Below are 22,541 nucleotides of genomic sequence, written 5' to 3'. Positions count from 1 at the left end.
AGTATCATTTGCATGTCCAAAGGGGAAAATTTTTTTTAGAGAAATTATCACATTTAATACGAACAATATTAAGGGTATGTGCCAATGCAACAGGATGAACTGATCAAAACACGCGTTAGACAGTATTACCATACCGAGGCCCTCAACTGTGCCGCCACGAACCTGAAAATCTTGTCTGAGATTTACCGTGTCGAGCTTTCAGCACAGGTCATTGACTCTGCCGTGGGCATGCATGGCGCCGGTAACTATGGTGCCCAGTGCGGGCTGGTGGAAGGAGCCTTGCTGTTCATCGGCATTTATGGCCGCCGCCATAACCTGCCCGATCCACTGATTGCCGAACAGTGCTACGACTTTGCCAGGGAGTTTGAAGAAAAGTTCACTAGTTTGCGATGCGAGATCCTTCGCCCCGGCGGCTTTCAGGCGGATGACCCGCCTCACCTCTGCGAACAACTGACAGTTGATGCAATCACTACCAGTGTCGAGTTTGTGGCCAGAATGAAAAACGGGTGAACGGTGAAAGAATAATAGATCAAAAACTTCAGGGTAAAAGAAATGATCACCTGCTATTTGAAATACGTTATCGATCCGTACCAGGTTGAAGCATTTGAGCAATATGCCAGGATGTGGATTCCGCTGGTCAATAAATTCGGTGGAAATCACCACGGTTACTTCCTGCCCCATGAAGGTGCCAATAATATAGCCTACGCTCTTTTCAGCTTCCCAAGTCTGGCGGCTTATGAAGAGTACAGACTACAGATCACAACAGATAAAGACTGTTTGAAAGCATTCGAACATGCAGAGAAAACACGATGTATTATCAGCTTTGAGCGCAGCTTTATGAAACCTGTTTTTGACTAGAAACCATATTGGCTCAGCTAGGGAGGGCACAATGCAAAGTCAGATTGATATAAACGAAGACAGGTTGAAATATCTTGCTCAACTCAACCGGGCCCTTCCGGAGGTTATGGAACATGAGAAGGCCAAGTGGGATACTGTCTACAAGGATGGGGCACTCAGCAGCAAAGTAAAGAGGTTGATGGCTTTGGCCGTGGCCCTCAGAGCTGGCTGCACTCACTGTATCGTTGGTCAAACCATGCGATCTCTTGAGGCTGGTGCCACCCGGCAAGAGATACTTGAGGCAATCTCAGTAAATATGTCTATGAGTGGCACTACCGGGATCGCTGAATCGCTGCGGGTTCTCAGGCTTCTTGATGAGTTGGGAAAATAAGTAGATTCCCTGTAGCCACCAAATTTTTCACTCTTTAAGCCGTGACCTCTGTTTGCCTGGAGATGGTGTTTATTGTATGCTTTCGGTTTGCTCATTTTTCTCATTCCGCTGGCGCCACATGCTGCCAGTCTCAGGAGTCACCACAATGAAAGTTTACGACTACTATCTCTTCGATGCCGACGGCACCCTCTTTGACACCACAGAGCTTATTTGTGAGTGCTTTCAGTATGTAGCTGAAAAACATGCCAATAAACAGATTGACCGCCAGGTAATTATCCAGGCCATAGGCTCACCGCTCCGCCCCCAGATCATCGAGCATCTGGGAGCAGATCTCGACATCGAGACTATCCTCGATGATTATCTGCAATATCAACTGAAGGCCATGGAGCACAGCCTTACGCTCTTCCCAAAGGTGCAGGAAACCCTCAAGACCCTGAAAGAAGGTAACAAGAAACTGGCGATAGTCACTTCACGAAAGCGTTACAGCCTGGACGTTTTTCTCAAGACAACAGGTATACATGACTACTTTGACGCACTTGTCACCCCTGAAGACACCGAATTGCATAAACCAAATCCGGAACCCGCGCTGAAAGCGATTGAACTGCTCGGTGCCTCCAAACCTGCCACAGTTTTTATAGGCGATGCCAAGTGGGATGTCTGCAGCGGCAACAGTGCCGGTGTCGACACGGTTTTTGTCAACTGGAGCCACACCACAGCCGGGGAGTTGCCGGAAGCACCAACCTGGACCATTGACACTATGAGCCAACTCACGGCACCTCTCACCGACAGGTAAAATCCCGACCACCATCCCTTATCAGGGGCGCAGGAAAGGCTCCATGAAATAGACATGCTCGCGCCCCACAGGTAATTTTTGCAATCCCTTCTAAGTGTTAAACCTTTCGCAAAATCTCACCTGCCACCCCCCTTTCCTCTAACCTTTCAACTGCTTACATTACAGCAATGTAATGGAACCGAAAGGCCATGGTAATGTACATTGTTTACACTATTGCTGAACATCTCTTCTTCTCCATAAGATAGAACAGCTTTTCAGAATACCCCGACCCGGGTCAGTCCCCAGCTGCCCGGGTCCAATTTGACAGAGGCAACCATGTTTGGACAGAACCAGCAGCCAGCTACTACATCAACAAATCCGGACAGCATGAACTTCTCTCCATCACATTCAGCATCTCCACCCTCCCAACTGTCCGGGGATGACATTTATCGATCTATTCAGAAGGTGAATGAAACAGTAGCCGCCCAATCAGCCTGGCTCCCTCCCCTCCGCCGGGAGATTGGCAAGATGATCGTAGGACAAGAGCATCTTGTGGAAAGGCTGCTGGTTGGTGTCCTTACTGGTGGGCATATCCTTCTCGAAGGATTGCCCGGCCTCGCCAAAACCCTGGCAGTGAAAACTCTGGCAAAAGCAATCCAGACTGATTTCAAACGTATCCAGTTTACTCCGGATATGCTGCCTGCCGATATTATCGGCACTGAAATATACAACCCGCAACAAACCTCTTTCGAGGTCAAGCAAGGCCCCATATTTTCTTCTCTGGTTCTCGCAGACGAGATTAACCGTGCTCCGGCCAAGGTGCAGTCTGCCCTCCTTGAAGCTATGCAGGAAAAGCAGGTAACAATAGGCGATCAGAGCTTTCCGCTGCCCGAACTTTTTCTGGTACTGGCCACCCAGAACCCGATCGAGCAGGAGGGTACGTACCCTCTGCCTGAAGCCCAGGTTGACCGCTTCATGCTCAAAGTCGTCGTTGACTACCCCACCATCGAGCAGGAACGACAGATCCTCGACGCCATGGATAATACCGAGGCAGACGTTAATGTTATGCCAGTCGCAACAGTCGAGGACATCATCGCCTCCCGCGAGGTTATAAATACAATCTACATGGACGAAAAGATCAGGGATTACATTGTTTCCCTGGTTTACTCGACCCGTGACCCCCAAAGTTTCAGCCTGGATCTTCAGGAATACATAGATACAGGCGCTTCCCCGCGGGCAACTATCAACCTTAAACTGGTTGCCCGCAGCCTCGCCTTTCTTGCAGGCCGAGGCTATGTAACACCGGATGATGTGAAAGACGCCGCCATGGACGTCATGCGCCATCGCATCCGCATCAGCTACGAAGCTGAAGCAGAGGGTGTCGCCAGTGAAGACATAATCCGCAAGATTCTTGATACTGTACCGGTCCCCTAATCCACAGTTGTGCGACTTGCCTAGGTGCCATTATGGAAACACAACTTACCAGGGACATATTAAAAAAGGTGAGGCAGATTGAAGTCCGCACCAACAGGCTGGTTAATGACAGCCTGGCGGGCAGCTATAATTCTGTCTTTAAGGGGCGCGGCATGAACTTCGACGAGGTGCGGGAATACGTACCAGGCGACGATGTGCGTGCCATTGACTGGAATGTCACCGCCAGAACCGGTATACCACATATAAAAAAGTTCACCGAAGAGCGTGAGCTGACGATTATGCTGATGATCGACATCAGCGGCTCCGGAGAGTTTGGTTCTTCCGACTCATCGAAGCGTGAGATCATGGCCGAGATTGGCTCTGTGCTCGCCTTTTCAGCTGTTCGCAACAACGACAAGGTTGGCTTGATACTCTACACCGACTTCGTTGAACTTTACATACCGCCCAAGAAAGGGCGTTCACATATACTGAGAGTTATTCGCGAGATACTCTTTTTTACACCCAGAGGGACCTTGACTGATATCAAGGTCCCTCTGGATTTCGTAAACCGTGTGGCTAAACGCAAATGCGTGGCCTTCCTTATATCTGATTTCTGCCTGCCTGGCTCATTTAATGATTCCCTGCAGGAGGTACTTCCGGCGCTGAGGGTAACTAACCGGCGCCACGACCTTATCTCACTCATCATTTCTGACCCAAGAGAGTCAGAACTTCCCGACGTCGGCTGGATCACTCTGGAAGATGCAGAAAGCGGTCAGCAGGTTGACCTTAACACCTCTGATGCCCAGGTTCGTAACGAATATGCCCAGCTTGCTCAAGAGCGAAAAGATTTGACCAACCGGGCCATTCGATCATGTGGCGTCGATCTGCTCGAACTCAGCACCGACAGTCCATATATGCCCCCGCTACTTGGTTTTTTTCAAACCAGAATGAGGAGAGCTGTACGATGAGACCACGAGGAAAGAAAACACATTTTTCCTTTCTTTTGGCAGCCCTCCTCTCCCCGCTCTGTGCCCCAACCCTTCTGCCGGCACAAGCAGAGCAACCCCTAAGGCTTCTTGAGCCTGGTGGATCTGGCGGGAGCGCCCCCTCCTCTGGCGCTCCCGCCTCAACCACTTCTGCCAACGTTCCAGCCAGCTTCCATGACATTCATGGACCGCTCCAGACTGCAGAGCCTGTACCCTGGTTGTTTTACGGGCTTATCGCTTTACTGGCGATCGGCATTCTGGCCGGGATCTGGTGGTGGTTCACCAGGAGAGCGAAGCCCACCCCTGCCGCAATCCCCCCCAGTGTCAAGGCACGGGACGAGCTCATGCGCGCCAGGGAGATGATGACCCCTGAACTGCAGCTCCGTTATATGGAGGTGATTTCCAGCATATTGAGAAATTACCTTGAACAACGTTTTCAGCTGCCCACCACCCGCCAGACAACCCGTGAATTTTTTTCAACCATTGCCCGGGGCAGCAGCAAACATTCAGACCTGAAGCGCTATGGTGACGATCTGAAAAGTTGCCTTGAACAATGCGATATGGCGAAGTTCGCCCACTGCTCTCGAACAATTGAGGGGTTGCAGGAGATGGAGGACAGTGTCTTACGTTTCATCAACCGAACCGAAAGACCGGCCGATGAAGCATGGCAGACTGAAGTTCGGGGGGATCGAAGATAATGCGTTTTCTTTATCCTCACCTGCTCTGGCTGTTGTTGCTTTTGCCCCTTCTCGCGGTCCTGAAAGGGCGGGCCGGTGCTGCGCCTGCGCTTATATTTTCCTCGACCAGCGTGGCCGCCTCTCTTGCCAAGGCTAAACGAACCCGACCGGCCGCCCTGATACCAGCCCTCAAACTTGGGGCACTGGCTGTACTGATTCTGGCTGCAGCGAGACCTCAGCTTGGCAATACCACCACCGAAATTCAGGCAAGCGGCATTGACATAATGCTGGCAGTAGACGTTTCAGGATCCATGGAAGCCATGGACTTCACCCTGGATGACCAGCCTGCCAACAGACTGGCTGTGGTAAAGCGGGTGGTGGATCAGTTTATCGACCAACGCCCCAACGACCGTATCGGCCTGATTGCTTTCGCCGGTCGCCCCTATCTGGTCTGCCCGCTTACCCTTGATCACCAGTGGCTCCGCAAGCGCCTTGACTCATTGGAGATCGGCATGGTTGAGGATGGCACCGCCATCGGCAGCGCCATCGGCAGCGGCACCAATCGGCTGAGAGAACAGGATTCTAAATCGCGGATCATGATTCTCCTGACTGACGGCATCAACAACGCCGGCAGGATACCGCCTCTGGTGGCCGCTGAAGCAGCCGAGACCCTTGATATCAAGGTTTATACAATCGGCGCAGGAAGCCGCGGTGAAGCACCTATTCCTGTTGTTGACAGCTTCGGCCGGCAGCGCATTCGCATGGCGAGGGTCGATATAGACGATAAAATGCTCTCCGAAGTTGCAGAATTGACCGGCGCACGATATTTTCGTGCCACGAATAGTTCATCACTTGCCAGGATCTATGGTGAGATCGATGCTATGGAGACAACAACCCGGACCATCAAAAAATTTGAAAACTACAGGGAGCTCTTTCCATATCTGGTTTTCTGCGCGCTCATGCTGCTTGTGATAGAGCTGGGAATTTCACGTAAAAAGCTCCCCTGAACCTGTATACGCCTATGCAGTTTGCCCAAACACCCTGGATATTCGCCGGACTTGTTATCTGCACATTTCTTGCGATTGCTCTACACAAGATGCAGAAGCGCAGGCTTGAAAGCTTAGAGCAATTCGCCAGTGCGCAGCTGCTTGGCAGACTCACCCGTCACATCTCGCCCGGGAGACGAAAGCTCAAAAACAGTCTGCTTGTGCTCGCCGTTTTCCTGCTCTTTGTAGCCCTTGCCCGTCCTCAATACGGTTTTAAGTGGGTCGAGGTCAAGAGAAAGGGCATCGATATCCTGTTCGCGCTCGACACTTCAAAATCCATGCTGGCAGAAGATACCAGACCCAACCGCCTGCAACGCGCCAAGTTCGGTATCCTCGATTTCATCGACAAGCTGGAGGGTGACCGGATCGGCCTGATGCCCTTTGCAGGCTCGAGCTATCTGATGTGCCCACTCACTCTGGATTACGATTCTTTTTCTGCCTCACTCGGTACTGTCTCCACCGATATTATCCCTCTTGGCGGCACCAATCTCAGCGAGGTCATCCGTTCTGCCGAACAGGTCTTGAGTAACGACTCCAATCATAAAGTGCTGGTGCTCATTACCGACGGCGAAGACCTGGAAGGCAAGGTTATAGAGGCTGCCCAAAAGGCCGGAGAAAAAGGCATGACAATCTATACCGTCGGGGTGGGAACCGCCGATGGTGAGCTGATCCCACTGCCCGGCCCCCAGGGAGGTTTTGTCAAAGATGCTGACAGCAAATTTGTAACCTCCCGCCTTGATGAAAGTACGCTTAGGGAAATCGCGGGTGCAACCGGCGGCATCTATGCCCCCCTTGGCAGAGGTGGTGAAGGACTTGAAACTATTTATCAGCAGAAACTCCAGCTTATTCCCAAAGAAGAGCTGGCCGAACGCAGACACAAAGTTCCTGTCGAGCGGTTCAGCTGGCCGCTTGTTGCCGCGATCATGCTGCTCATAATCGATTATCTTATTCCTGAGAGAAAAGGAAATGGCTCCCTGAAACCGGCCGTCATTACAACGGCCGGCAGAAGGTTCAGGAAAGATACCCTGGTGACCATATTTCTCGCTGTCTGTTTCGCCACTCTTGGCTTTGCCCCACCGCAGGTTACCGCCGGCGAAGGTGAAGAGGCGTACGCCCGTGAGGACTACCTGAAAGCTTCCGAGCATTACCGGGAGGCTCTCAAAGACAACCCCCGCGACCCGGTACTGAATTATAATTTCGGCACAACTGCGTATAAAAACAACCTCTTCGATCAGGCTACAGCCTCTTTTACAGAAGCCCTCAACTCAGCCAACCTCCAGCTGCAACAAAAAGCGTATTTCAATCTCGGCAACTCCCTGTACAGGCAAGGTGAAGAGCAGCAGCAGGCGAACCCCCGGGCTGCGATGAAAAAATGGCAGCAAGCCCTGGACGCCTATGACGCAGCCCTGCAGCTCAACAGTGAAGACCGGGCTGCGTTTGAAAACCATGCCTATGTTGAAAAGAAGATAGAAGAGCTCCAAGACCAGCTGAAGCAACAGCAGGATCAACAGCAGCAAAACCAGGATCAACCGGAACAACAGGACGGTGACTCCAGCAACGAACAGCAGCCGGAAAGTCAACAAGGCCCACAGGAACAGGAACAGACTGACGGGAACAAGCAAGCCCCGCAGGAGCAGAACCCGCAGCAGGCTGACTCGGGTGAACAGCAACAACCTGAAGGGGACCACAAAGAGGACACCCCCGGGGACGATTCAGCCAACGCATCCACACCTGAACCAACTGATGAGCAGGCAACTGAAGAGACCGGTACAAATGACCAGCAGGCTGACGCACAACGCGATCTTGAGCGCAGAGAGCTTGGGAAAATGACTCGGGAAGAGGCCGAAAACCTGTTAAACGAGTTAAAAAGCGAGGAAGGTGATTTGAACTTCGTTCCCGGCTATCAGGGCACGACCGATAACAGCTCAGGGAGGGACTGGTAATGGCAGCTGTCATAGACATGGTGGCAATCAGGCGAACACTGCAATCCATAGTGGTGTGCAAAAACGCCTTTGCTCTGACTCTCTGCCTGTTCGTTCTGAGCGCTGCGAATGGCATGGCCCAGGATTCAATCACGGCCAGTGCCACCTTAAACACCAGCTCCTTCAGCGTTGATAACGCAGCCCTTCTCACTATTACCGTAAACGGCACCCGCTCCGCCGAAATAACACTTCCGGAAACGGATGGTTTTGAGCTGATCCAACGTGGCAGCTCAAAACAGTTTAACCTGATAAACGGACAATACTCGTCCTCGATCACTTTCACCTGTCTGGTACGAGCCCTCAGGCCCGGCAACTACAACATATCACCCATCACCATCGAAGCTGAGGGACGGACCATAGCCACAACGTCCATTCCTTTCACTGTGACGGGTGAAGCATCAACTGGTGGTTCAGGCGCATCTCCCGCCACCAGATCTGTAGCCGACGACACCAGCAGGCCTGCTTTTATGGTTGTAACACTACCAAAGGATACAGCATACATCGGCGAACTGTTTCCGATTGAAATAAAAGCGTTCTTTAAGCGAGGTATTCGAGCCAACCTTACCTCCCTGCCAGAGCTTGCCGGTGACGGCCTGGTGATGACCCAGCTCACCGACAAACCCGCCCAGACCCAGGAGACTGTTGACGGAATAGTATATAATGTGCTCACCTGGAAGACCAATCTCTCCACCATAAAAGTTGGCGATCACCCTTTCCGCCTTGAATTGCAAGCTGTCGAACACGTTCCACAGAAAAGGATGTCCACCTCGTTCTTTGGCCGTCAATCCCCTTTCGACGACGACTTTTTCGACTCCATGCTCGGTGGCTACACTCAGCGTCCAATGAAGCTGGCCTCTAAAAAACGCTCGCTTACAGTGCTGCCCCTGCCTGAAGAAGGCCTCCCTGAAGATTTCAGCGGCGCCATCGGGAAATTCCATGTTCATGCCTACGCCGAGCCTGACACCGTAGAACTTGGGGAGCCGATAACGCTCACAATCTCGGTTCGTGGCCAGGGTAACTTCGACAGGGTTGGTCCGCCTTCTTTTCCAGATAATTCACGCGGAACCTGGCGGATCTATTCTCCAGGATCAACGTTTCATCCGGCAGATGACAGCGGTCTTACGGGTGAAAAAATATTTGAACAGGCCGTGGTGGCCAGAAATTCTGATATCACAGAGATTCCGGCCTTGTCTTTCACATATTTCGATCCGGACCGGGGTGTTTACGTGAGCACCGAGACAAGACCAGTACCAATCCAGATAAGCAAGAGCCCCACGGACATCACTCAGTCGTCTGCTCCCACAGTGCAGCCGAGTGTATCACAACAGGGAAATGTCCCCGCCCGGCAAACAACTCCGGCAATAGATACAGAGGCCGATACCACCGTACCCGCTGTCAGCGGTCTTGCACCGCTGCATCTTGAGACCGGCGCTATTTCCCGGACAATACGACCAGTTTATGACAAACTCCCCTTTCAACTCTATGCTTTGGCTTGCGTTCTGCTCACCGTCATCGCGGCGATATTGAAAGTTCGGCAACTTCAGGCCCGGGGAACCCCTGAAGAACAGCGCCGCAGAAAACGAAAAAGCCTGCTCAACAGCAGCATCGCCAACCTGAAGCAAGCGGAATCAGGTGACTGCAGCACATATCTCAACCAATGCAGAGCCGTTATTCAACAACACCTTGGTTATCTCTGGCAATGCGAACCCGCGGCGATTACCAGCGCCAGCGCAACCTCCAGATTGCCTCAGGGCTCACCTCTTGCCGAAGTTCTTAAACGTGCCGAGCATGCAGTCTACAGCGGCGCTGTTTTGAGTTGTGAAGAGATGGCGGAGACTACTCAAACCGTTAAAAGGGAACTGGAGAATCTCCTATGATCACACGTACTCTCTTTCTCCTCCTCACCCTGATCCTGCTTCCCCAATTTGCCACCGCAAGTTCTCAGAACCAGAAGTTTCAGGAAGCGAACAGCTTTTACAGCAAAGGTGATTTTACCACTGCAATCACTCTCTACGAATCACTTATTGCTGAACATGGCTACTCTCCAGGGGTACTGTACAACCTTGGAAACAGCTACGCCCAGGTTGGCTACCCTGGCCGGGCTATACTCAGCTATGAGCGGGCACTCAGGTTGAGCCCCAGCAATTCCGATATACTTGGCAATCTCGAAAAAGTTCAGAGCGAAAACGGATTGTTCACCAGGGACAAATCTTTAGGCAGCAGGATTGCCAACAGTCTCGGCATCAACCAGTGGGGCATGCTGATTCTGGTCGCTCTCACCGCTGTCTCCGCAACTGTTGTCGGCTCGCTCTATCTACGAATTTCCAGAAGGGTTATGACCTCAGTCTGCATCGGTTCTGCGCTGTTGATATTGCTCTCCTGTATATCTATGATCAGCGTGCGCAAGAACTGGTTCTGCTCGATCATGATAACATCCTCTCCATTACTGATCTCCCCCTTCGAAGGAGCCGCAAAAGTCGGTACAGCCAGGGAAGGCCGTCGCGTATTTCCACAAAATTTTCATGGAAGCTATGTATATGTCGTGAGTGAGACAGGACGCACCGGCTGGCTTCTGACATCAGATGTTCAGCCTGTTGTTCCGAAACTTTGAGTCAATCGCGATCATTTCATTTTTTGTACCGATCTGCAGACCCCGCCACCATACAACTGCTGCAACCATCATAATTACCCACCTTTTGCAGAACACTGGGTAAAATTTCCTCAGATAACCACCCGGCCTTGTGGCTGTTTGGTTTTGTCACAAAGCTAAAAAGTGCTTAGTTCATAGACATACGTTTATTTACCAGTTCATGGCACGCCCCTTGCTCTAAAAACTGCAAGAAGCCGAATTGGCAAATAGACCGCTTCCACAATCGCTCTTTATCAAGGGCAGGAAGCCCACTTTTACATAGGAGCAGTTATAATGAAGAAAGCAATCATCGCCGCAACACTCATCTCAGGACTTACTATCTCAACCGCAGCATTCGCCTACCAGGGTATGGGGGGAGCAAATCAACAGGCCGGTTGCAGATATTCTCAATATCAACAACTCGACCAGGAAACTTTGGCAAAGATCGATCAGTTTCGTAAGGATACTCAGGATCTGCGGAAACAAATGGTGGTAAAGCAGGCAGAGAAAAGAGCCATGATGAAAGGGACCAACCCCGATCCTGCCGCTGTGGGCCAGCTTAGCGGTGAGATTTTCGATCTGCATACCAGCATGACCAATAAAGCCAAAGAGGCCGGCGTTGAGCAATATGTCGGGCATGGCAAACGCCATGGTTCAGGGATGAAAGGTCACGGTAAAGGCCATGGCAAAGGACACGGTGGCCACGGCAAAGGTAACCCGAACCTTCAGCAAAACATGCCTGTGATGCAGCAGAATTCAGCCGATCAAATCTGATAAACCCCTGATTTTAAATTTTACCCTCTCCTTTCTATACCTCCAGCCAATAATCGGCTGGAGGTATTTTCTTTTTGACCTCTTGAGCAAACTCCTTGTCATTGAAGTATCGACATTCCCCTGTCCCGCCCCTTAACATCATCAGGAAACAACACCAAGGTTAAGGCAGACTTTTCACATTTGTCATACAGGCAGGTCCTCTCAGCCCTTCCTCCACGGGTCATGTGATGGGCATTACAATGTTGAGGCTGACAGTTTTCCAAGGAGTCAATTTGACCTTCAACACAGAGGCCAGGATGAATATCCGGAGGACAACTCCATGGCTGAACCTTATTGGGGAGAAATTCGTTTGCTGGGGTTTGATCTCCCACCGGAGGGTTGGCCCCTTTGCGATAGCACCCTGCCGAAAAAGTCCAGCAAAGGTAGTCATAGCCACCAACCAAGGGACACCACAAACTCAACGTACTCGCCTCGGAAAGCCCTGGGACCCGTCGGAATCTGTCCCCGGATCATTGTTTAGATTCAAGTGCTTGCGCCGGAAGGCTCCAGGCGTTGAGAGCAGGCGGCTCTCAACGCTTGATTCAGCACCTTTTTCCGGAAAGGGAGATCAGATGTTGCCAACCAGATATTGACCGATAGAAACAGCCGCGATGGTTGCTGTCTCAGCTCGAAGTATCCTTTTACCCAAGCTTACTGAGTGCCAGCCCGCATCCCTTGCAGCCTGCACTTCCTGCTCAGTCAAACCGCCTTCCGGACCGAGCAAAACCATGAGTTCACTGACTTCATCTTCATTGAAGGAAATATCCCGCAGAGAGGTTGTACGCTCCTCCTCCCAGAAGAGGAGTTTCAATCTTCCCGGCTTATTTTCATACAGGTCGAGCAGCTGATAAAAATCGACGGCTTCCCTCAACCCCATAAGGTCCGGTCTATAACATTGTTTACACGCCGACTCGACAATCCGCTGGTATCTCTCCAGTTTTTTGCCACCACGAATATCGTCCAGTTTTCCCTGACATCGGCTCGACCAGAACAGGTCCATTGATGACACGCCAAGCTCTGTACATTTCTGGATTACCAGCTCCAGCTTTTTGCCTTTGAGGTGCCCCTGGACGACCGTAACCGGTACCCGATCAGTGCTGTCGTCAGGTAATACCTCAACAATATTTACCTTTACCCGTTTCGTCACAGTCTCAATACAGGCGCGGTACAGCCCCCCTTCACCATCCAGCAACTCAACTTCAGCTCCAGGTTCAAGACGGAGCACTCTCGTGATGTGTCTTGACTCACCCTCATCAAGAATTATCGAATCGCCTTCTCTATCTGCTTTATCAAAAAAGAATCTTCTCATACCGCCTCAATCAGCCTTAAATTAATTTTTTTCATCAACCAAGCGCAATTATGAATCAATTTGAGTTTGACTTCCTCTGAGCATTTCCGTAATACTGAGTTGCAACAACCCTTTCAGCTATTTTTCAACAGCTCCGGTACAAACCCAGGTCCAAGCGTATGAGCTACGAACGTCGCATCCAGGAAAGAATTTCTCCCGATATCAAGGCCAGGCTCTCTGTCAGCGAATCGGTCTCCCGTCATACCGTTGGAGGCACAGAAACGGTTATTGCCAACCTGAGCGGGGGTGGTGCGTTTCTGCAAACGGAACAGCAGTTACCGCTTGCCACCAAGGTAGGGCTTGCATTTTCACTCTCCCTGGCCGATGTCAGGAAACTGAAGATCCTTCTTTCCGTCGATGCGCTTCGCAACCTCAAAGAGCAGCATGTGCTCGTCGAAGCAACCGGAGTGGTAATCCGGCATGAGGAACATGGTGTCGGTATTATATTTGACTCCAACTACCAGTTCACTCCAATAAAAGCCCCCTGACGAACTACAGGGGGCCTGATCGCAGCACCAGTCTTACGGCGTCCCGGCCTTTATCAATCGGAGAGCAGCCCACTCCCCCTGCTCTTTGCGATCTGAACACCTGAATCCCACTTGTTGAAAACACTTGCTGATGTTATCTGCCTGCTCCCCCGCAAGTATCCCTGATAAAATCAGCGACCCGCCAGCTGCAGTGCACCTTGCAAGGTCCTCCCGCATCGATATTAGGACGTCGTGGATAATATTCGCCACAACTACCTCATATTCACTTTCGATCTCCTCCAGAGGGGTGATGTCTATTGCCACCTTATCGCTCAGATTGTTATGGGCGACATTGTCCGCAGCCGCCGCTACCGCATCCGGGTCGTTGTCGATACCGACAACTTTATTCGAACCAAAGAGTGCCGCCGCCATGGCAAGAATGCCTGTTCCGGTACCAACATCCAGAACTGTATCAGAAGACGAATCCGCCAGCGCTGCCTGCATCAACTGCATACAGAGGCTGGTTGTTTCATGGTGACCAGTACCAAAAGCCATACCCGGGTCCATTTCGATTACAACCTCTCCAGGCCCTGGCTGATAGTCCTGCCAGGTCGGTTTTATAATCAAACCCGGTGTGATTTCGAACGCTGCAAAGTGTTTTTTCCAATTGCTCGCCCAGTCCTCATCTTCCAGCAGCGCTGCCTCGACTTTTGGCTTGTCCACACCAAATATAGTTGCCATCTCAGACCCATACGAGAGCAGCTGCATCACAGTCTCAGCCAATTCTCCCTCTGTTGCGCTCTCTTTTTCAAGAAAGGCATGGAGTGTCTGCTCCAGCAATTTATCTTCAACTCCTGTCTCCACAGCAGCCTCCAGCACACCCACCAGGTAATCCTCCATCACCTCAACCAGTTGCGGTGCACAGGTAAGAGTGATTTTCACAATATTTTTTGAGTCTTTCATTTCAAAGCTCCGGGTAATGTTACCTTCTGTTTATCTCATAACGTACTCTGCACGCTTTGCACTTCTTACCAGTGTTTTCATTCACTGAACAGACCTGTTTTACCAGACATATCGATCCCGGTCCGTAATAGTGCTCAATTGCACCTGCCGGTATCAACTTCACTTGAACACTTGAGTAAAAACCATGGACCCACCCTAAAGAGACCTCCCCAACTACCTCTCACTCTTGTGTTTTTCTCCTCCGGGTATTACTTGTTTTTAACAGTCCGCAAACACCCTGAAAAGAAAAAGAGGTTCAACATTCATGTCAGAAAAAATCTCACACCACCTGGTTTACGGCACCCTCGAAGACTATCTCAATGGCGAGGAGCTGACCGACACTGATGACGAACGCATCAGACAACGGCTCAGTCGTATGATGGTGGAAGAGAAAGGATATGGCAAGAATGAACTGCAGCCCAGACGATTTATTGAAACTCTTTTTTCCCGATGTTACGTCCGCTCCACAATTGAACTGACACTCCACCTTGCCGGCAGGGATTTCCTGATATTACGCTATGGTCCCGGATCGCTTGTGAGCAGAGAGCGTGCTGCTGTTGCGGCGGCCAGAGTACTCAACCCGGATTACGAAATCCCTCTTGCCGTTGTCACAAATGGCAGAGATGCCGAACTTATTGATACTTCAACTGGCAAGATTCTCGGATATGGGTTACACTCTATTCCTGACCGAAAATCCGCGGAACTCATGCTGGACAATCTTGTCTTCCCCCCTCCCCGTAAAGATAAACGCAGGGAGAGGGAGTTGCGAATTCTCAATGCTTTTGACGTTGAGCGATGCTGCATGTAAAAGCCTCCGTCATCGGCCCCTCCGCACCGACCTGGAACAAATCACTATAAAAGGGAACAGAATGACGACTAATTCAGACACCTGGACGAAATCCAGCTGGAAGAACTACACCGCTCTCCAGCAACCAAACTGGCCAGATCAGCAGGAAGTTGATCGTGTCCTTCAGCATCTTTCAATTTTACCGCCACTGGTTTTTGCCGGCGAAATTCGCACCCTGAAGCAACAACTCGCCAAAGCTGTTACGGGAGACGCATTTGTACTCCAGGGCGGCGACTGCTCTGAGAATTTTTCCAAAGTCACCGCGCCCACCATCAGGGAAACCCTGAAGGTCTTGTTGCAGATGGCTGTAGTTCTCACCTATGCCGGCGGCAAGCCTGTTGTCAAGATCGGCCGTATTGCCGGCCAGTTTGCCAAGCCCCGTTCTGCAGACCTCGAAGCCATTGATGGCGTTGAGCTGCCATCTTACCGCGGTGACATGGTCAACCGTCCCGATTTCACCTCTGAAGCCAGGATACCTGATCCCAACAATATGATGATGGGATACAATATGGCTGCCAGCACCCTCAACCTGCTCCGTGCCTTCACCCGCGGCGGTTTCGGTTCCCTGCAGCGCGTACATGCCTGGAACCAGGAGTTTGTAGCCCAATCCCCGATGGGACGTTCCTACAGCCGCATCGCAAAACAGATCGACCAGGCCATAAAGTTCATGGAAACGATCGGTATCGCCACCGACAACCCACAAATCAACCAGACTCAGCTCTTCACCTCCCACGAGGCGTTGTTGCTCGGTTATGAAGAAGCGTTGACCAGGGTGGATTCAACCACGGGTGACTGGTACAACTGTTCTGCTCACATGCTCTGGATTGGTGAACGAACCCGCCAGCTTGACGGTGCTCATGTGGAGTTCCTGCGGGGAGTTCTGAACCCGATTGGCATCAAACTCGGACCCACCCATGACATAGACAACGTCAAGAGGATGTTTGAGGCCCTCAACCCTGATAATGAGGCTGGCCGTATCACCTTCATCACTCGTTTTGGTGTCAAGAACGTGGAAAAATCTCTGCCGCCACTCCTGAGAGAGATGAAGCGTGAAGGCTACAATATCGTCTGGAGTTGTGACCCGATGCACGCCAACACCTACACCGCAGAGAGCGGTCACAAGACAAGAAATTTCAATGACATACTGTCTGAGATCACCTGCTTCTTCGAGACCCACTGGGCAGAGGGAACTGTTCCAGGCGGTGTACACCTTGAGATGACCGGCGAGAACGTCACCGAATGTACCGGTGGTGCCAGAAACATTGTCGACGAGGAACTGCACCAGAATTACCTCACCACCTGCGACCCTCGCCTGAATGCCGAGCAAAGTCTTGAAGTTGCCTTCCAGATCGCGGATATGATTCGCTCCTAAATGCTTTTCGGGATTCCGTTCCCGGTTTCAGCCGTTTTACCAAGGGCTGTAGCTGTTCGATAGCTACAGCCCCCCTTCCCCACCACACCCCATCCCCTTTATATTTCAAAAGATTACATTTCAGTAATCTTTCTTGACCCATTTTTCACATGGCTTAATGTGTCCTCTATAATGAGGTTAGGTAAACCTGGCGGTCATCGCCTTCTGTTTCAGGAGTCTCGTATAACGACCACTTGTAACTATTGGGTTTATCCTTCTGAAAATATTTTAAATTCACAGGAGATACGCAATGTCAATACGGGTACGAAGTCTCTCATATCCTATTTTGCTGCTCAGTATGCTGTTTACGATAGGCCTGCTTATGGGGCATGTGACCACCGCAACCAGCGCACCAATAAAAGACAATGGCTTTGTGGAAGTAGTAAAAAGTGCCAAACTGTCCGTTGTTCACATAAAAGTTGAAAAGAGTGTGCAGGCCATGACGGATCCCCGGCTCGAAGAAATGTTCAACAACCCGTTTTTTGAACGATTTTTCGGCCCTCAGTTCCGCCAGGGGCCAAATCAGCCTCGCAAACAGAAACAACAGGGACTTGGTTCCGGATTCATTATCAGTAAGGACGGGTATATCCTCACCAATAACCATGTTGTTGCCGATGCGGACAAAATCACAGTTACCATGTCTGATGGTCGCGAGTTTAAGGCAGAGTTGGTCGGTGCAGATCCCCAGTCGGATGTCGCCCTGATACAGATCAAGGATAGCGGCAGTCTCCCCACCCTGCCCCTTGGTGACTCCAGCAAACTCGAGGTCGGTGAGTGGGTCATCGCCATCGGTAACCCTTTCGGTCTTGACCAGACCGTCACCGTCGGCGTAGTCAGTGCCACCGGCCGCTCCAGTGTAGGCATTAACGAATACGAAAACTTTATCCAAACCGATGCCGCTATCAACCCCGGCAACTCCGGTGGCCCGCTCTTGAATATCAATGGCGAGGTGGTTGGCATTAACTCCGCACTCTTTTCCAGAACCGGCGGCTACATGGGTATCGGCTTTGCCATCCCTATTGATATGGTAAAGAATATTCAGGCACAGCTGAAAACCAGCGGTAAGGTCACCAGGGGCTGGCTCGGTGTAGTTATTCAGGATGTGAATGAGAATCTTGCCAAATCATTCGGCCTGGAAAAAGCCGGTGGTATCCTGGTCAGCGAAGTCCAGAAAGACTCTCCGGCTGAGAAAGCGGGAATCAGGCGCGGCGATGTAATTCTCAAACTGAACGGTAACAGGCTTTCAGATACAGCCGATCTGAGAAATAAAGTTGCCCTGCTCAGCCCGAATACCACAGCAAAGCTCAATGTGGTTCGCAACGGAAAGAATCAGCAAATTAACGTCCTCATCGGGGAGCGTCCGACTGACCCCAGGGTTGCCTCATCCAACCAGATCAATAAATCCAACCTTGAAAAGTTTGGACTGGCCTTTCAGGACCTTACTCCCGAACTTGCCGAACGGCTCGGCTACCAGAACGTACAAGGTGTAGTTGTCTCCCAGGTTGAACCCGGCAGCCCTGCTGCTATGGCCGGTCTGCGCCCTGGTATGCTGATTGAAGAGGTCAACAGAAACCTGGTGAGTAACGTTACAGAGCTGAACAAGGAAATAGCCGACTCCGAAGACCCCGAGCGGGTACTGTTGAGGGTTCGCAGTGGTGAAATCAGCCAATACGTCGTTCTCATCGCAGAATAAAAGAAAAGCCCCCAGATCCCGGATACCGTACCCTCTCCTTGAAACTCCTCAAACGGTATCCGGGATGATCACTTCCACCCACGCGGCGCTAACGTTCAGCGCCGCGCCATGGCTATTCTCTCAAAGATCTTCACAATCACTGGTATCTTCTCAAAGTCTTCGCTGGAGATCCTTCTGATAACCACATCCGTAGTGGCACGAACTGTTGCCGTTCTTCTCTTTTCCTTATTGAAATAGGCCATCTCACCAAAAATTGTTCCAGCCGTGAGAGTGGTTATCTCCTCATCATGTTCATTGAGAGTCACCACTTCACCGCTGTCTATAAAATAGACGCCATCGGGGCTGTCATTAATGGTGATGATGTTTTCCCCCATCTTTCGCCACTCCAGCTTAAAATATTTTTCCCAAGCCGTGTCCACCACCAGCGCATGATAAAATTCCTGATTCATCGCCTTCAACAGCTCTTCAGAGAGGTGAAACAACCTGGCGCCAAGTGATTCCCTGCCTTTTTTACTCAGCCTCATGCCGCTTGTTAAAAAATCGCTATCCGGTGCTGGTGTTTCCCGGATGTATTCAAGAATTCGTTCTGTCGACCTGTCGGTTGATCCACTCATCTGCATGTAGAGGTTCTGAGCCTCAGTCAATAATTCCACTGCTCTGGGAAAATCCGGCGCCAGCCCGGCTGTCGCCTCGCCACAGAAATATCTCATGGCCTCCCCTTTTAGGGCTGTGAAATTTCTGAAGAGTCCTCTATCCACTCCTTTCGGGATATTGTGCAGGCCAGGTTTATAGACGGTATATATCTGCAACGGTTCTGCGAAGCTATCCAGCATCACCCTGCCGACACTCACAAATTCTTCCTCACAGCCCTTATAACCTTGATACCTGAGAGCAACATTCTGATCCATCAACAACGGAGAGCCAAAATAATCACACAACTCCTCAAGTCGTGCAGCAATAGCAAAGCTTGCCCCGAATTTCACCGACCTGCCATTGAGTTTCGCCTCTATTATCTCCCCAAAGTGAAGACCAACTCTGGTTGGCGGTAACAAACCACTGTCTACAGCATCGGCCAGACGCAGCGCGGTAACGGTTGCCCGTGTGCAGAGGGCCGACTCAAGTTCATCCGCACGTTTTTCATAAATGATCAGTGCCCCATCCCCTGCCAGTGGCTCCACCCTGACCATTTCATCTTCCGCAGCCACAATCTCCTGGATCGTGCGATGGTAATCCACAATAAAATCGCGAATGCCGTTTGGCCGCATATGGGCAGTAAGGTGTGAATAGCCCACCATATCAGTCATAAGAATGACAACTTCCTTTTCTATTCCAGAGCTTTCTTCACTACGGTCGCTTTCAAAAGAACTCAAATCACCCCTCCCCCCGATATGGGTATTTCCGGAAAACGTCTGACTACCTCTTCGGGCAGAACAACAGCTCCATCCGATAGTGATATGATCATATATATATTTTAATTCAGGGAATTACGCGACGTATATTATCTGAAGAATTGTTTTATGCGGGGGATGATGAAATAAAGGATACGGCAGACGGGTACGGGGTGAAGGGCGTGGCTTCTGGCAGGATGAAGCCCCTGCTAAAAGCCACTGTGGTTCTCTGAACAGTTCAGCAATTAGTTGAATATTGCAAGAACAGTGATTGCGGCGATCACTGCAACGAATACTAAGGCGACACGGTAGCAGACACTGGGATCTTCCGGGTGGTGATCATGGTGATTGTCAGACATGTCTCTCTCCTCAAGTAGGTATTTTGTCATCCTGGTTTTGTAATCGAATCGGTCAGTAACAGTGAATATACGCAGCTGTTGCTATTTTTGCAATTACTTCAGGTTCAGGACAAGGTGAGCAGCGCAGCGTACTGCCTGCAGCAGCATAAATTCATGGCTGGTTAAATATGACCTCGAGCAATTCAGACATTGTCGCGACCCCGATAATTTCCAATCCTTCGGGCCGAACGCACCGCTCAGCGTTGCTTTTGGGGATAATGCAGCGCGTAAATCCAAGGCGCTCAGCCTCCTTGACCCTGATATCCACCTGCCCTACGGCCCGCACTTCGCCGGCAAGTCCAACTTCTCCGAACACTACCGTGGATGACGGAATAGAACGCTCCAGCAGACTTGAGGCAAGGGCACAGACCACACCAAGATCCAGCGCCGGTTCATCGATACGGATGCCGCCGGCAATGTTCAAAAAGATGTCATGGCCATACAGATCCATGCCACCCTTCTTTTCCAGCACGGCGCAGAGCAGAGACAACCGTTGCTGATCCGTTCCTATGGCTGTTCGCCTGGCGGTACCCAGGTTTGTTGGTGACACCAGCGCCTGAACCTCAACCAGTATAGGTCGTGAACCCTCTACGCTCGGAAGCACCACAGACCCCGGCTCATCCAGGGGCCGCTCAGCAAGAAAGATCTCAGAAGGGTTGGAAACCTGCACCAGCCCCTCCTCCTTCATCTCAAACACCCCGATCTCGTTGGTTGAGCCAAATCTGTTTTTTACAGTCCTGAGAATCCTGAAGGCGTGACTTCTGTCTCCCTCGAAATAGAGTACGGTATCGACCATATGTTCAAGCACTTTCGGCCCTGCTATGGCGCCTTCCTTGGTTACATGACCAACCATAACTACAGGAATGTTCTCTTTTTTCGCCATCTCCAGCAGCTTGTGCGCCGATTCCCGGACCTGGCTTACCGAACCTGGGGCAGAGGTTACCTCTGCACAGCTCAAGGTCTGAATCGAATCAACCGCCAGGAGATCCGGCATCATCTCACAGCTCATGCTGATGATCTTTTCCACAGAATTCTCTGTGGCCAGATATTCGTTGGGGTGGATCGCCTCCAATCGTTTTGCCCGCAGCTTGATCTGCCTGGCGGATTCCTCACCGGAAGCGTAAAGGACCTTTTTCTCCTGTGCGGCAACCTCTGCCAACATGTGGAGCAGCAACGTGGACTTACCGATACCGGGCTCACCGCCAATCAGGGTCACAGAACCTGGAACTATGCCACCCCCCAGGACCCGGTCGAGCTCGGCAATACCGGTTGTGGCCCGCTCCTCATCCCCATCCGGCGCCAGATACAGAGGTACCGGTTTATCTGTTGGTGACAGCACTACCTTGCTCTTGGGCTCAGCCTGAATCTGCTCATCCATGCTGTCCCACTCACCGCAATCCAGGCATCTGCCAAGCCATTTACGGCTCAGGTATCCGCACTCCCGGCATACATACACTGCCTTCTGTTTGGTATTTGCTATAATAGTCATGGGCCAAGTCTAAACCAGCATAGAAAAAATGTCATCCTGCCCTTTACATGGTATACAAAAGTTCTATTTTGAGTACGACTTAGCACTCTATCAATTTTATACTACCCAATCACAACCATCGCCTTTACCGGTGATTATAGGAGGCGTTTTCCGTCATGATGGCAGGCTCCCGGCAACCGTTGCCGCTCCCCAGGTGGTACACTATCTCATACTCGCTGTCTTTTATGTTCAGAAAAAAACGGCTTCTTGGCTGGTCTATTCTCCTCTTTCTGGCAACAGTCACCCTCACCGCCGCCGGCTACACCCTGAGTGTTGAAATTATCGATTCGCTCGCTTCAGGCTTTTTTTCCAGCCCACCCGAAGCCGCAGGCGTGCTTGGGTGGATTAAACACAAGGGCTGGTTGTTTGCTCAATTCCTCTTTGTGCTGATCACCCGGATAGTTTCTTTTTATCTCGCCTTTCTCGTGGCCTACGCTCTTACCTCACCCGGGTATGCCTTTTTGAGTGTCTCCGCAGAAAAACTTCACACCGGTGATAAGTTCGAACCCGATGACGGTCTCAGCCTGCGTAATATCCTGATAGATATTTTTGAGGCATGTAAAATTGCCTTCTTCGGCATACTGGTCACCATGGTCGCCCTGATGGTGAATTTCATTCCCGGTATCGGTCAGGCTGTCGTTTTCCTGCTTTATACCTATTACTCAGCGCTGATGTTCGTTGATTACCCGTCATCAAGAAGAAGGTGGTCCCTTGGCCAAAAGATATTCTGGATACGCGAGCACGGCAGCACCTCCTTCAAGATTGGCGTGTTACCGGCCCTTGTCAGTATGATTCCACTGTTAAACATCTTTCTGATGGCGTGTATTTTTCCGGTGATGACCATATATTCCACCCTGAACTTCAGCTCCATTGAAATGAACAGGAAACGGTAACTTCCCTTCTCCCTTCTTAC

21 protein-coding genes are annotated in these 22,541 nt (G+C 51.0%); 17 read left to right on the top strand and 4 right to left on the bottom strand.

The window, feature by feature from the left end:
• Window positions 1–84: 84 nt before the first annotated feature.
• The 12 genes from ACN5NT_RS01505 to ACN5NT_RS01450 all read left to right on the top strand — a co-directional run bounded on the left by ACN5NT_RS01505 (window position 85) and on the right by ACN5NT_RS01450 (window position 11,507).
• A complete protein-coding gene (locus ACN5NT_RS01505) occupies window positions 85–510 on the top strand; it encodes a C-GCAxxG-C-C family protein (RefSeq protein ID WP_419174212.1) in 426 nt (141 codons plus the stop codon).
• Between the two features lie 42 nt (window positions 511–552).
• Window positions 553–858 carry an NIPSNAP family protein gene (locus ACN5NT_RS01500; RefSeq protein ID WP_419174211.1) on the top strand — a complete coding sequence of 102 codons (306 nt, stop codon included), beginning with the start codon at window positions 553–555 and terminating at the stop codon, window positions 856–858.
• A gap of 31 nt (window positions 859–889) precedes the next feature.
• Window positions 890–1,228, top strand: coding sequence for a carboxymuconolactone decarboxylase family protein (locus ACN5NT_RS01495; RefSeq protein ID WP_419174210.1), 339 nt, complete (start codon window positions 890–892; stop codon window positions 1,226–1,228).
• A 145-nt stretch (window positions 1,229–1,373) separates the two neighbouring features.
• Window positions 1,374–2,021 (top strand): HAD family hydrolase, encoded by a 648-nt coding sequence (locus ACN5NT_RS01490; RefSeq protein ID WP_419174209.1) that lies wholly within the window; start codon window positions 1,374–1,376, stop codon window positions 2,019–2,021.
• Between the two features lie 366 nt (window positions 2,022–2,387).
• Window positions 2,388–3,434, top strand: a complete 1,047-nt coding sequence (locus ACN5NT_RS01485; RefSeq protein WP_136796234.1) for an AAA family ATPase — start codon at window positions 2,388–2,390, stop codon at window positions 3,432–3,434.
• Between the two features lie 32 nt (window positions 3,435–3,466).
• Window positions 3,467–4,381 carry a DUF58 domain-containing protein gene (locus tag ACN5NT_RS01480; protein ID WP_419174208.1) on the top strand — a complete coding sequence of 305 codons (915 nt, stop codon included), beginning with the start codon at window positions 3,467–3,469 and terminating at the stop codon, window positions 4,379–4,381.
• Window positions 4,378–5,097 carry a hypothetical protein gene (locus tag ACN5NT_RS01475; protein ID WP_419174207.1) on the top strand — a complete coding sequence of 240 codons (720 nt, stop codon included), beginning with the start codon at window positions 4,378–4,380 and terminating at the stop codon, window positions 5,095–5,097. Before ACN5NT_RS01480 ends, ACN5NT_RS01475 begins: the two co-directional genes overlap by 4 nt.
• Complete coding sequence (locus ACN5NT_RS01470) at window positions 5,097–6,083, top strand: vWA domain-containing protein (protein WP_419174206.1); 987 nt, start codon at window positions 5,097–5,099, stop codon at window positions 6,081–6,083. The genes ACN5NT_RS01475 and ACN5NT_RS01470 overlap by 1 nt, the downstream gene beginning before the upstream one ends.
• Window positions 6,084–6,097: 14 nt before the next feature.
• Window positions 6,098–8,065 (top strand): VWA domain-containing protein, encoded by a 1,968-nt coding sequence (locus ACN5NT_RS01465; protein WP_419174205.1) that lies wholly within the window; start codon window positions 6,098–6,100, stop codon window positions 8,063–8,065.
• Complete coding sequence (locus tag ACN5NT_RS01460) at window positions 8,065–9,981, top strand: BatD family protein (protein ID WP_419174204.1); 1,917 nt, start codon at window positions 8,065–8,067, stop codon at window positions 9,979–9,981. The genes ACN5NT_RS01465 and ACN5NT_RS01460 overlap by 1 nt, the downstream gene beginning before the upstream one ends.
• Window positions 9,978–10,715, top strand: a complete 738-nt coding sequence (locus ACN5NT_RS01455) for a tetratricopeptide repeat protein (RefSeq protein WP_419174203.1) — start codon at window positions 9,978–9,980, stop codon at window positions 10,713–10,715. Before ACN5NT_RS01460 ends, ACN5NT_RS01455 begins: the two co-directional genes overlap by 4 nt.
• Before the next feature lie 312 nt (window positions 10,716–11,027).
• Window positions 11,028–11,507, top strand: a complete 480-nt coding sequence (locus ACN5NT_RS01450) for a periplasmic heavy metal sensor (RefSeq protein ID WP_136796081.1) — start codon at window positions 11,028–11,030, stop codon at window positions 11,505–11,507.
• 607 nt (window positions 11,508–12,114) lie between these two features.
• On the opposite strand, the gene ACN5NT_RS01445 is transcribed toward ACN5NT_RS01450, so the two are convergent.
• Window positions 12,115–12,855, bottom strand: a complete 741-nt coding sequence (locus ACN5NT_RS01445; protein ID WP_419174202.1) for a 16S rRNA (uracil(1498)-N(3))-methyltransferase — start codon at window positions 12,853–12,855, stop codon at window positions 12,115–12,117.
• 158 nt (window positions 12,856–13,013) lie between these two features.
• On the opposite strand from ACN5NT_RS01445, the gene ACN5NT_RS01440 reads away from it, so the two are divergent.
• A complete protein-coding gene (locus tag ACN5NT_RS01440; RefSeq protein ID WP_136796083.1) occupies window positions 13,014–13,382 on the top strand; it encodes a PilZ domain-containing protein in 369 nt (122 codons plus the stop codon).
• 33 nt (window positions 13,383–13,415) lie between these two features.
• Here the strand turns inward: ACN5NT_RS01440 and prmA are convergent, their stop codons facing one another.
• Window positions 13,416–14,324 (bottom strand): 50S ribosomal protein L11 methyltransferase, encoded by a 909-nt coding sequence (gene prmA / locus ACN5NT_RS01435; protein ID WP_136796084.1) that lies wholly within the window; start codon window positions 14,322–14,324, stop codon window positions 13,416–13,418.
• Window positions 14,325–14,628: 304 nt separating this feature from the next.
• On the opposite strand from prmA, the gene ACN5NT_RS01430 reads away from it, so the two are divergent.
• From ACN5NT_RS01430 to ACN5NT_RS01420, 3 genes are all read left to right on the top strand, one after another.
• Entirely contained in the window at window positions 14,629–15,171 is a 543-nt protein-coding gene (locus ACN5NT_RS01430) for a type I restriction enzyme HsdR N-terminal domain-containing protein (RefSeq protein WP_136796085.1), read from the top strand.
• A 61-nt stretch (window positions 15,172–15,232) separates the two neighbouring features.
• Window positions 15,233–16,582, top strand: coding sequence for a class II 3-deoxy-7-phosphoheptulonate synthase (locus tag ACN5NT_RS01425; RefSeq protein ID WP_136796086.1), 1,350 nt, complete (start codon window positions 15,233–15,235; stop codon window positions 16,580–16,582).
• Between the two features lie 289 nt (window positions 16,583–16,871).
• Window positions 16,872–18,314, top strand: a complete 1,443-nt coding sequence (locus ACN5NT_RS01420) for a DegQ family serine endoprotease (protein ID WP_136796087.1) — start codon at window positions 16,872–16,874, stop codon at window positions 18,312–18,314.
• Window positions 18,315–18,409: 95 nt separating this feature from the next.
• Here ACN5NT_RS01420 and ACN5NT_RS01415 read toward each other — a convergent pair whose 3' ends face one another.
• Together ACN5NT_RS01415 and radA are read right to left on the bottom strand one after the other, a co-directional pair.
• On the bottom strand, window positions 18,410–19,684 hold the full coding sequence (locus tag ACN5NT_RS01415; RefSeq protein WP_419174201.1) for a cyclic nucleotide-binding domain-containing protein: 1,275 nt from the start codon (window positions 19,682–19,684) through the stop codon (window positions 18,410–18,412).
• A gap of 528 nt (window positions 19,685–20,212) precedes the next feature.
• Window positions 20,213–21,589, bottom strand: a complete 1,377-nt coding sequence (radA, locus tag ACN5NT_RS01410) for a DNA repair protein RadA (RefSeq protein ID WP_419174200.1) — start codon at window positions 21,587–21,589, stop codon at window positions 20,213–20,215.
• Window positions 21,590–21,813: 224 nt separating this feature from the next.
• On the opposite strand from radA, the gene ACN5NT_RS01405 reads away from it, so the two are divergent.
• Window positions 21,814–22,521, top strand: a complete 708-nt coding sequence (locus ACN5NT_RS01405) for an EI24 domain-containing protein (protein ID WP_419174199.1) — start codon at window positions 21,814–21,816, stop codon at window positions 22,519–22,521.
• Window positions 22,522–22,541: the final 20 nt, after the last annotated feature.

It is taken from the genome of Desulfosediminicola sp. (genome assembly GCF_048381775.1).
Classification (GTDB): domain Bacteria; phylum Desulfobacterota; class Desulfobulbia; order Desulfobulbales; family Desulfocapsaceae; genus Desulfopila; species Desulfopila ganghwensis.
Note: the sequence above shows the minus strand (reverse complement) of the source record. Positions and strands in the feature narration are given on the sequence as shown.

What these genes read in the sequence shown, in the direction of transcription:
- ACN5NT_RS01505 (WP_419174212.1), top strand. Translation starts at nt 85, where the DNA reads ATGCAACAGGATGAACTGATCAAAACACGCGTTAGACAGTATTACCAT.
- ACN5NT_RS01500 (WP_419174211.1), top strand. Translation starts at nt 553, where the DNA reads ATGATCACCTGCTATTTGAAATACGTTATCGATCCGTACCAGGTTGAA.
- ACN5NT_RS01495 (WP_419174210.1), top strand. Translation starts at nt 890, where the DNA reads ATGCAAAGTCAGATTGATATAAACGAAGACAGGTTGAAATATCTTGCT.
- ACN5NT_RS01490 (WP_419174209.1), top strand. Translation starts at nt 1,374, where the DNA reads ATGAAAGTTTACGACTACTATCTCTTCGATGCCGACGGCACCCTCTTT.
- ACN5NT_RS01485 (WP_136796234.1), top strand. Translation starts at nt 2,388, where the DNA reads ATGAACTTCTCTCCATCACATTCAGCATCTCCACCCTCCCAACTGTCC.
- ACN5NT_RS01480 (WP_419174208.1), top strand. Translation starts at nt 3,467, where the DNA reads ATGGAAACACAACTTACCAGGGACATATTAAAAAAGGTGAGGCAGATT.
- ACN5NT_RS01475 (WP_419174207.1), top strand. Translation starts at nt 4,378, where the DNA reads ATGAGACCACGAGGAAAGAAAACACATTTTTCCTTTCTTTTGGCAGCC.
- ACN5NT_RS01470 (WP_419174206.1), top strand. Translation starts at nt 5,097, where the DNA reads ATGCGTTTTCTTTATCCTCACCTGCTCTGGCTGTTGTTGCTTTTGCCC.
- ACN5NT_RS01465 (WP_419174205.1), top strand. Translation starts at nt 6,098, where the DNA reads ATGCAGTTTGCCCAAACACCCTGGATATTCGCCGGACTTGTTATCTGC.
- ACN5NT_RS01460 (WP_419174204.1), top strand. Translation starts at nt 8,065, where the DNA reads ATGGCAGCTGTCATAGACATGGTGGCAATCAGGCGAACACTGCAATCC.
- ACN5NT_RS01455 (WP_419174203.1), top strand. Translation starts at nt 9,978, where the DNA reads ATGATCACACGTACTCTCTTTCTCCTCCTCACCCTGATCCTGCTTCCC.
- ACN5NT_RS01450 (WP_136796081.1), top strand. Translation starts at nt 11,028, where the DNA reads ATGAAGAAAGCAATCATCGCCGCAACACTCATCTCAGGACTTACTATC.
- ACN5NT_RS01445 (WP_419174202.1), bottom strand. Translation starts at nt 12,855, where the DNA reads ATGAGAAGATTCTTTTTTGATAAAGCAGATAGAGAAGGCGATTCGATA.
- ACN5NT_RS01440 (WP_136796083.1), top strand. Translation starts at nt 13,014, where the DNA reads ATGAGCTACGAACGTCGCATCCAGGAAAGAATTTCTCCCGATATCAAG.
- prmA (WP_136796084.1), bottom strand. Translation starts at nt 14,324, where the DNA reads ATGAAAGACTCAAAAAATATTGTGAAAATCACTCTTACCTGTGCACCG.
- ACN5NT_RS01430 (WP_136796085.1), top strand. Translation starts at nt 14,629, where the DNA reads ATGTCAGAAAAAATCTCACACCACCTGGTTTACGGCACCCTCGAAGAC.
- ACN5NT_RS01425 (WP_136796086.1), top strand. Translation starts at nt 15,233, where the DNA reads ATGACGACTAATTCAGACACCTGGACGAAATCCAGCTGGAAGAACTAC.
- ACN5NT_RS01420 (WP_136796087.1), top strand. Translation starts at nt 16,872, where the DNA reads ATGTCAATACGGGTACGAAGTCTCTCATATCCTATTTTGCTGCTCAGT.
- radA (WP_419174200.1), bottom strand. Translation starts at nt 21,589, where the DNA reads ATGACTATTATAGCAAATACCAAACAGAAGGCAGTGTATGTATGCCGG.
- ACN5NT_RS01405 (WP_419174199.1), top strand. Translation starts at nt 21,814, where the DNA reads ATGTTCAGAAAAAAACGGCTTCTTGGCTGGTCTATTCTCCTCTTTCTG.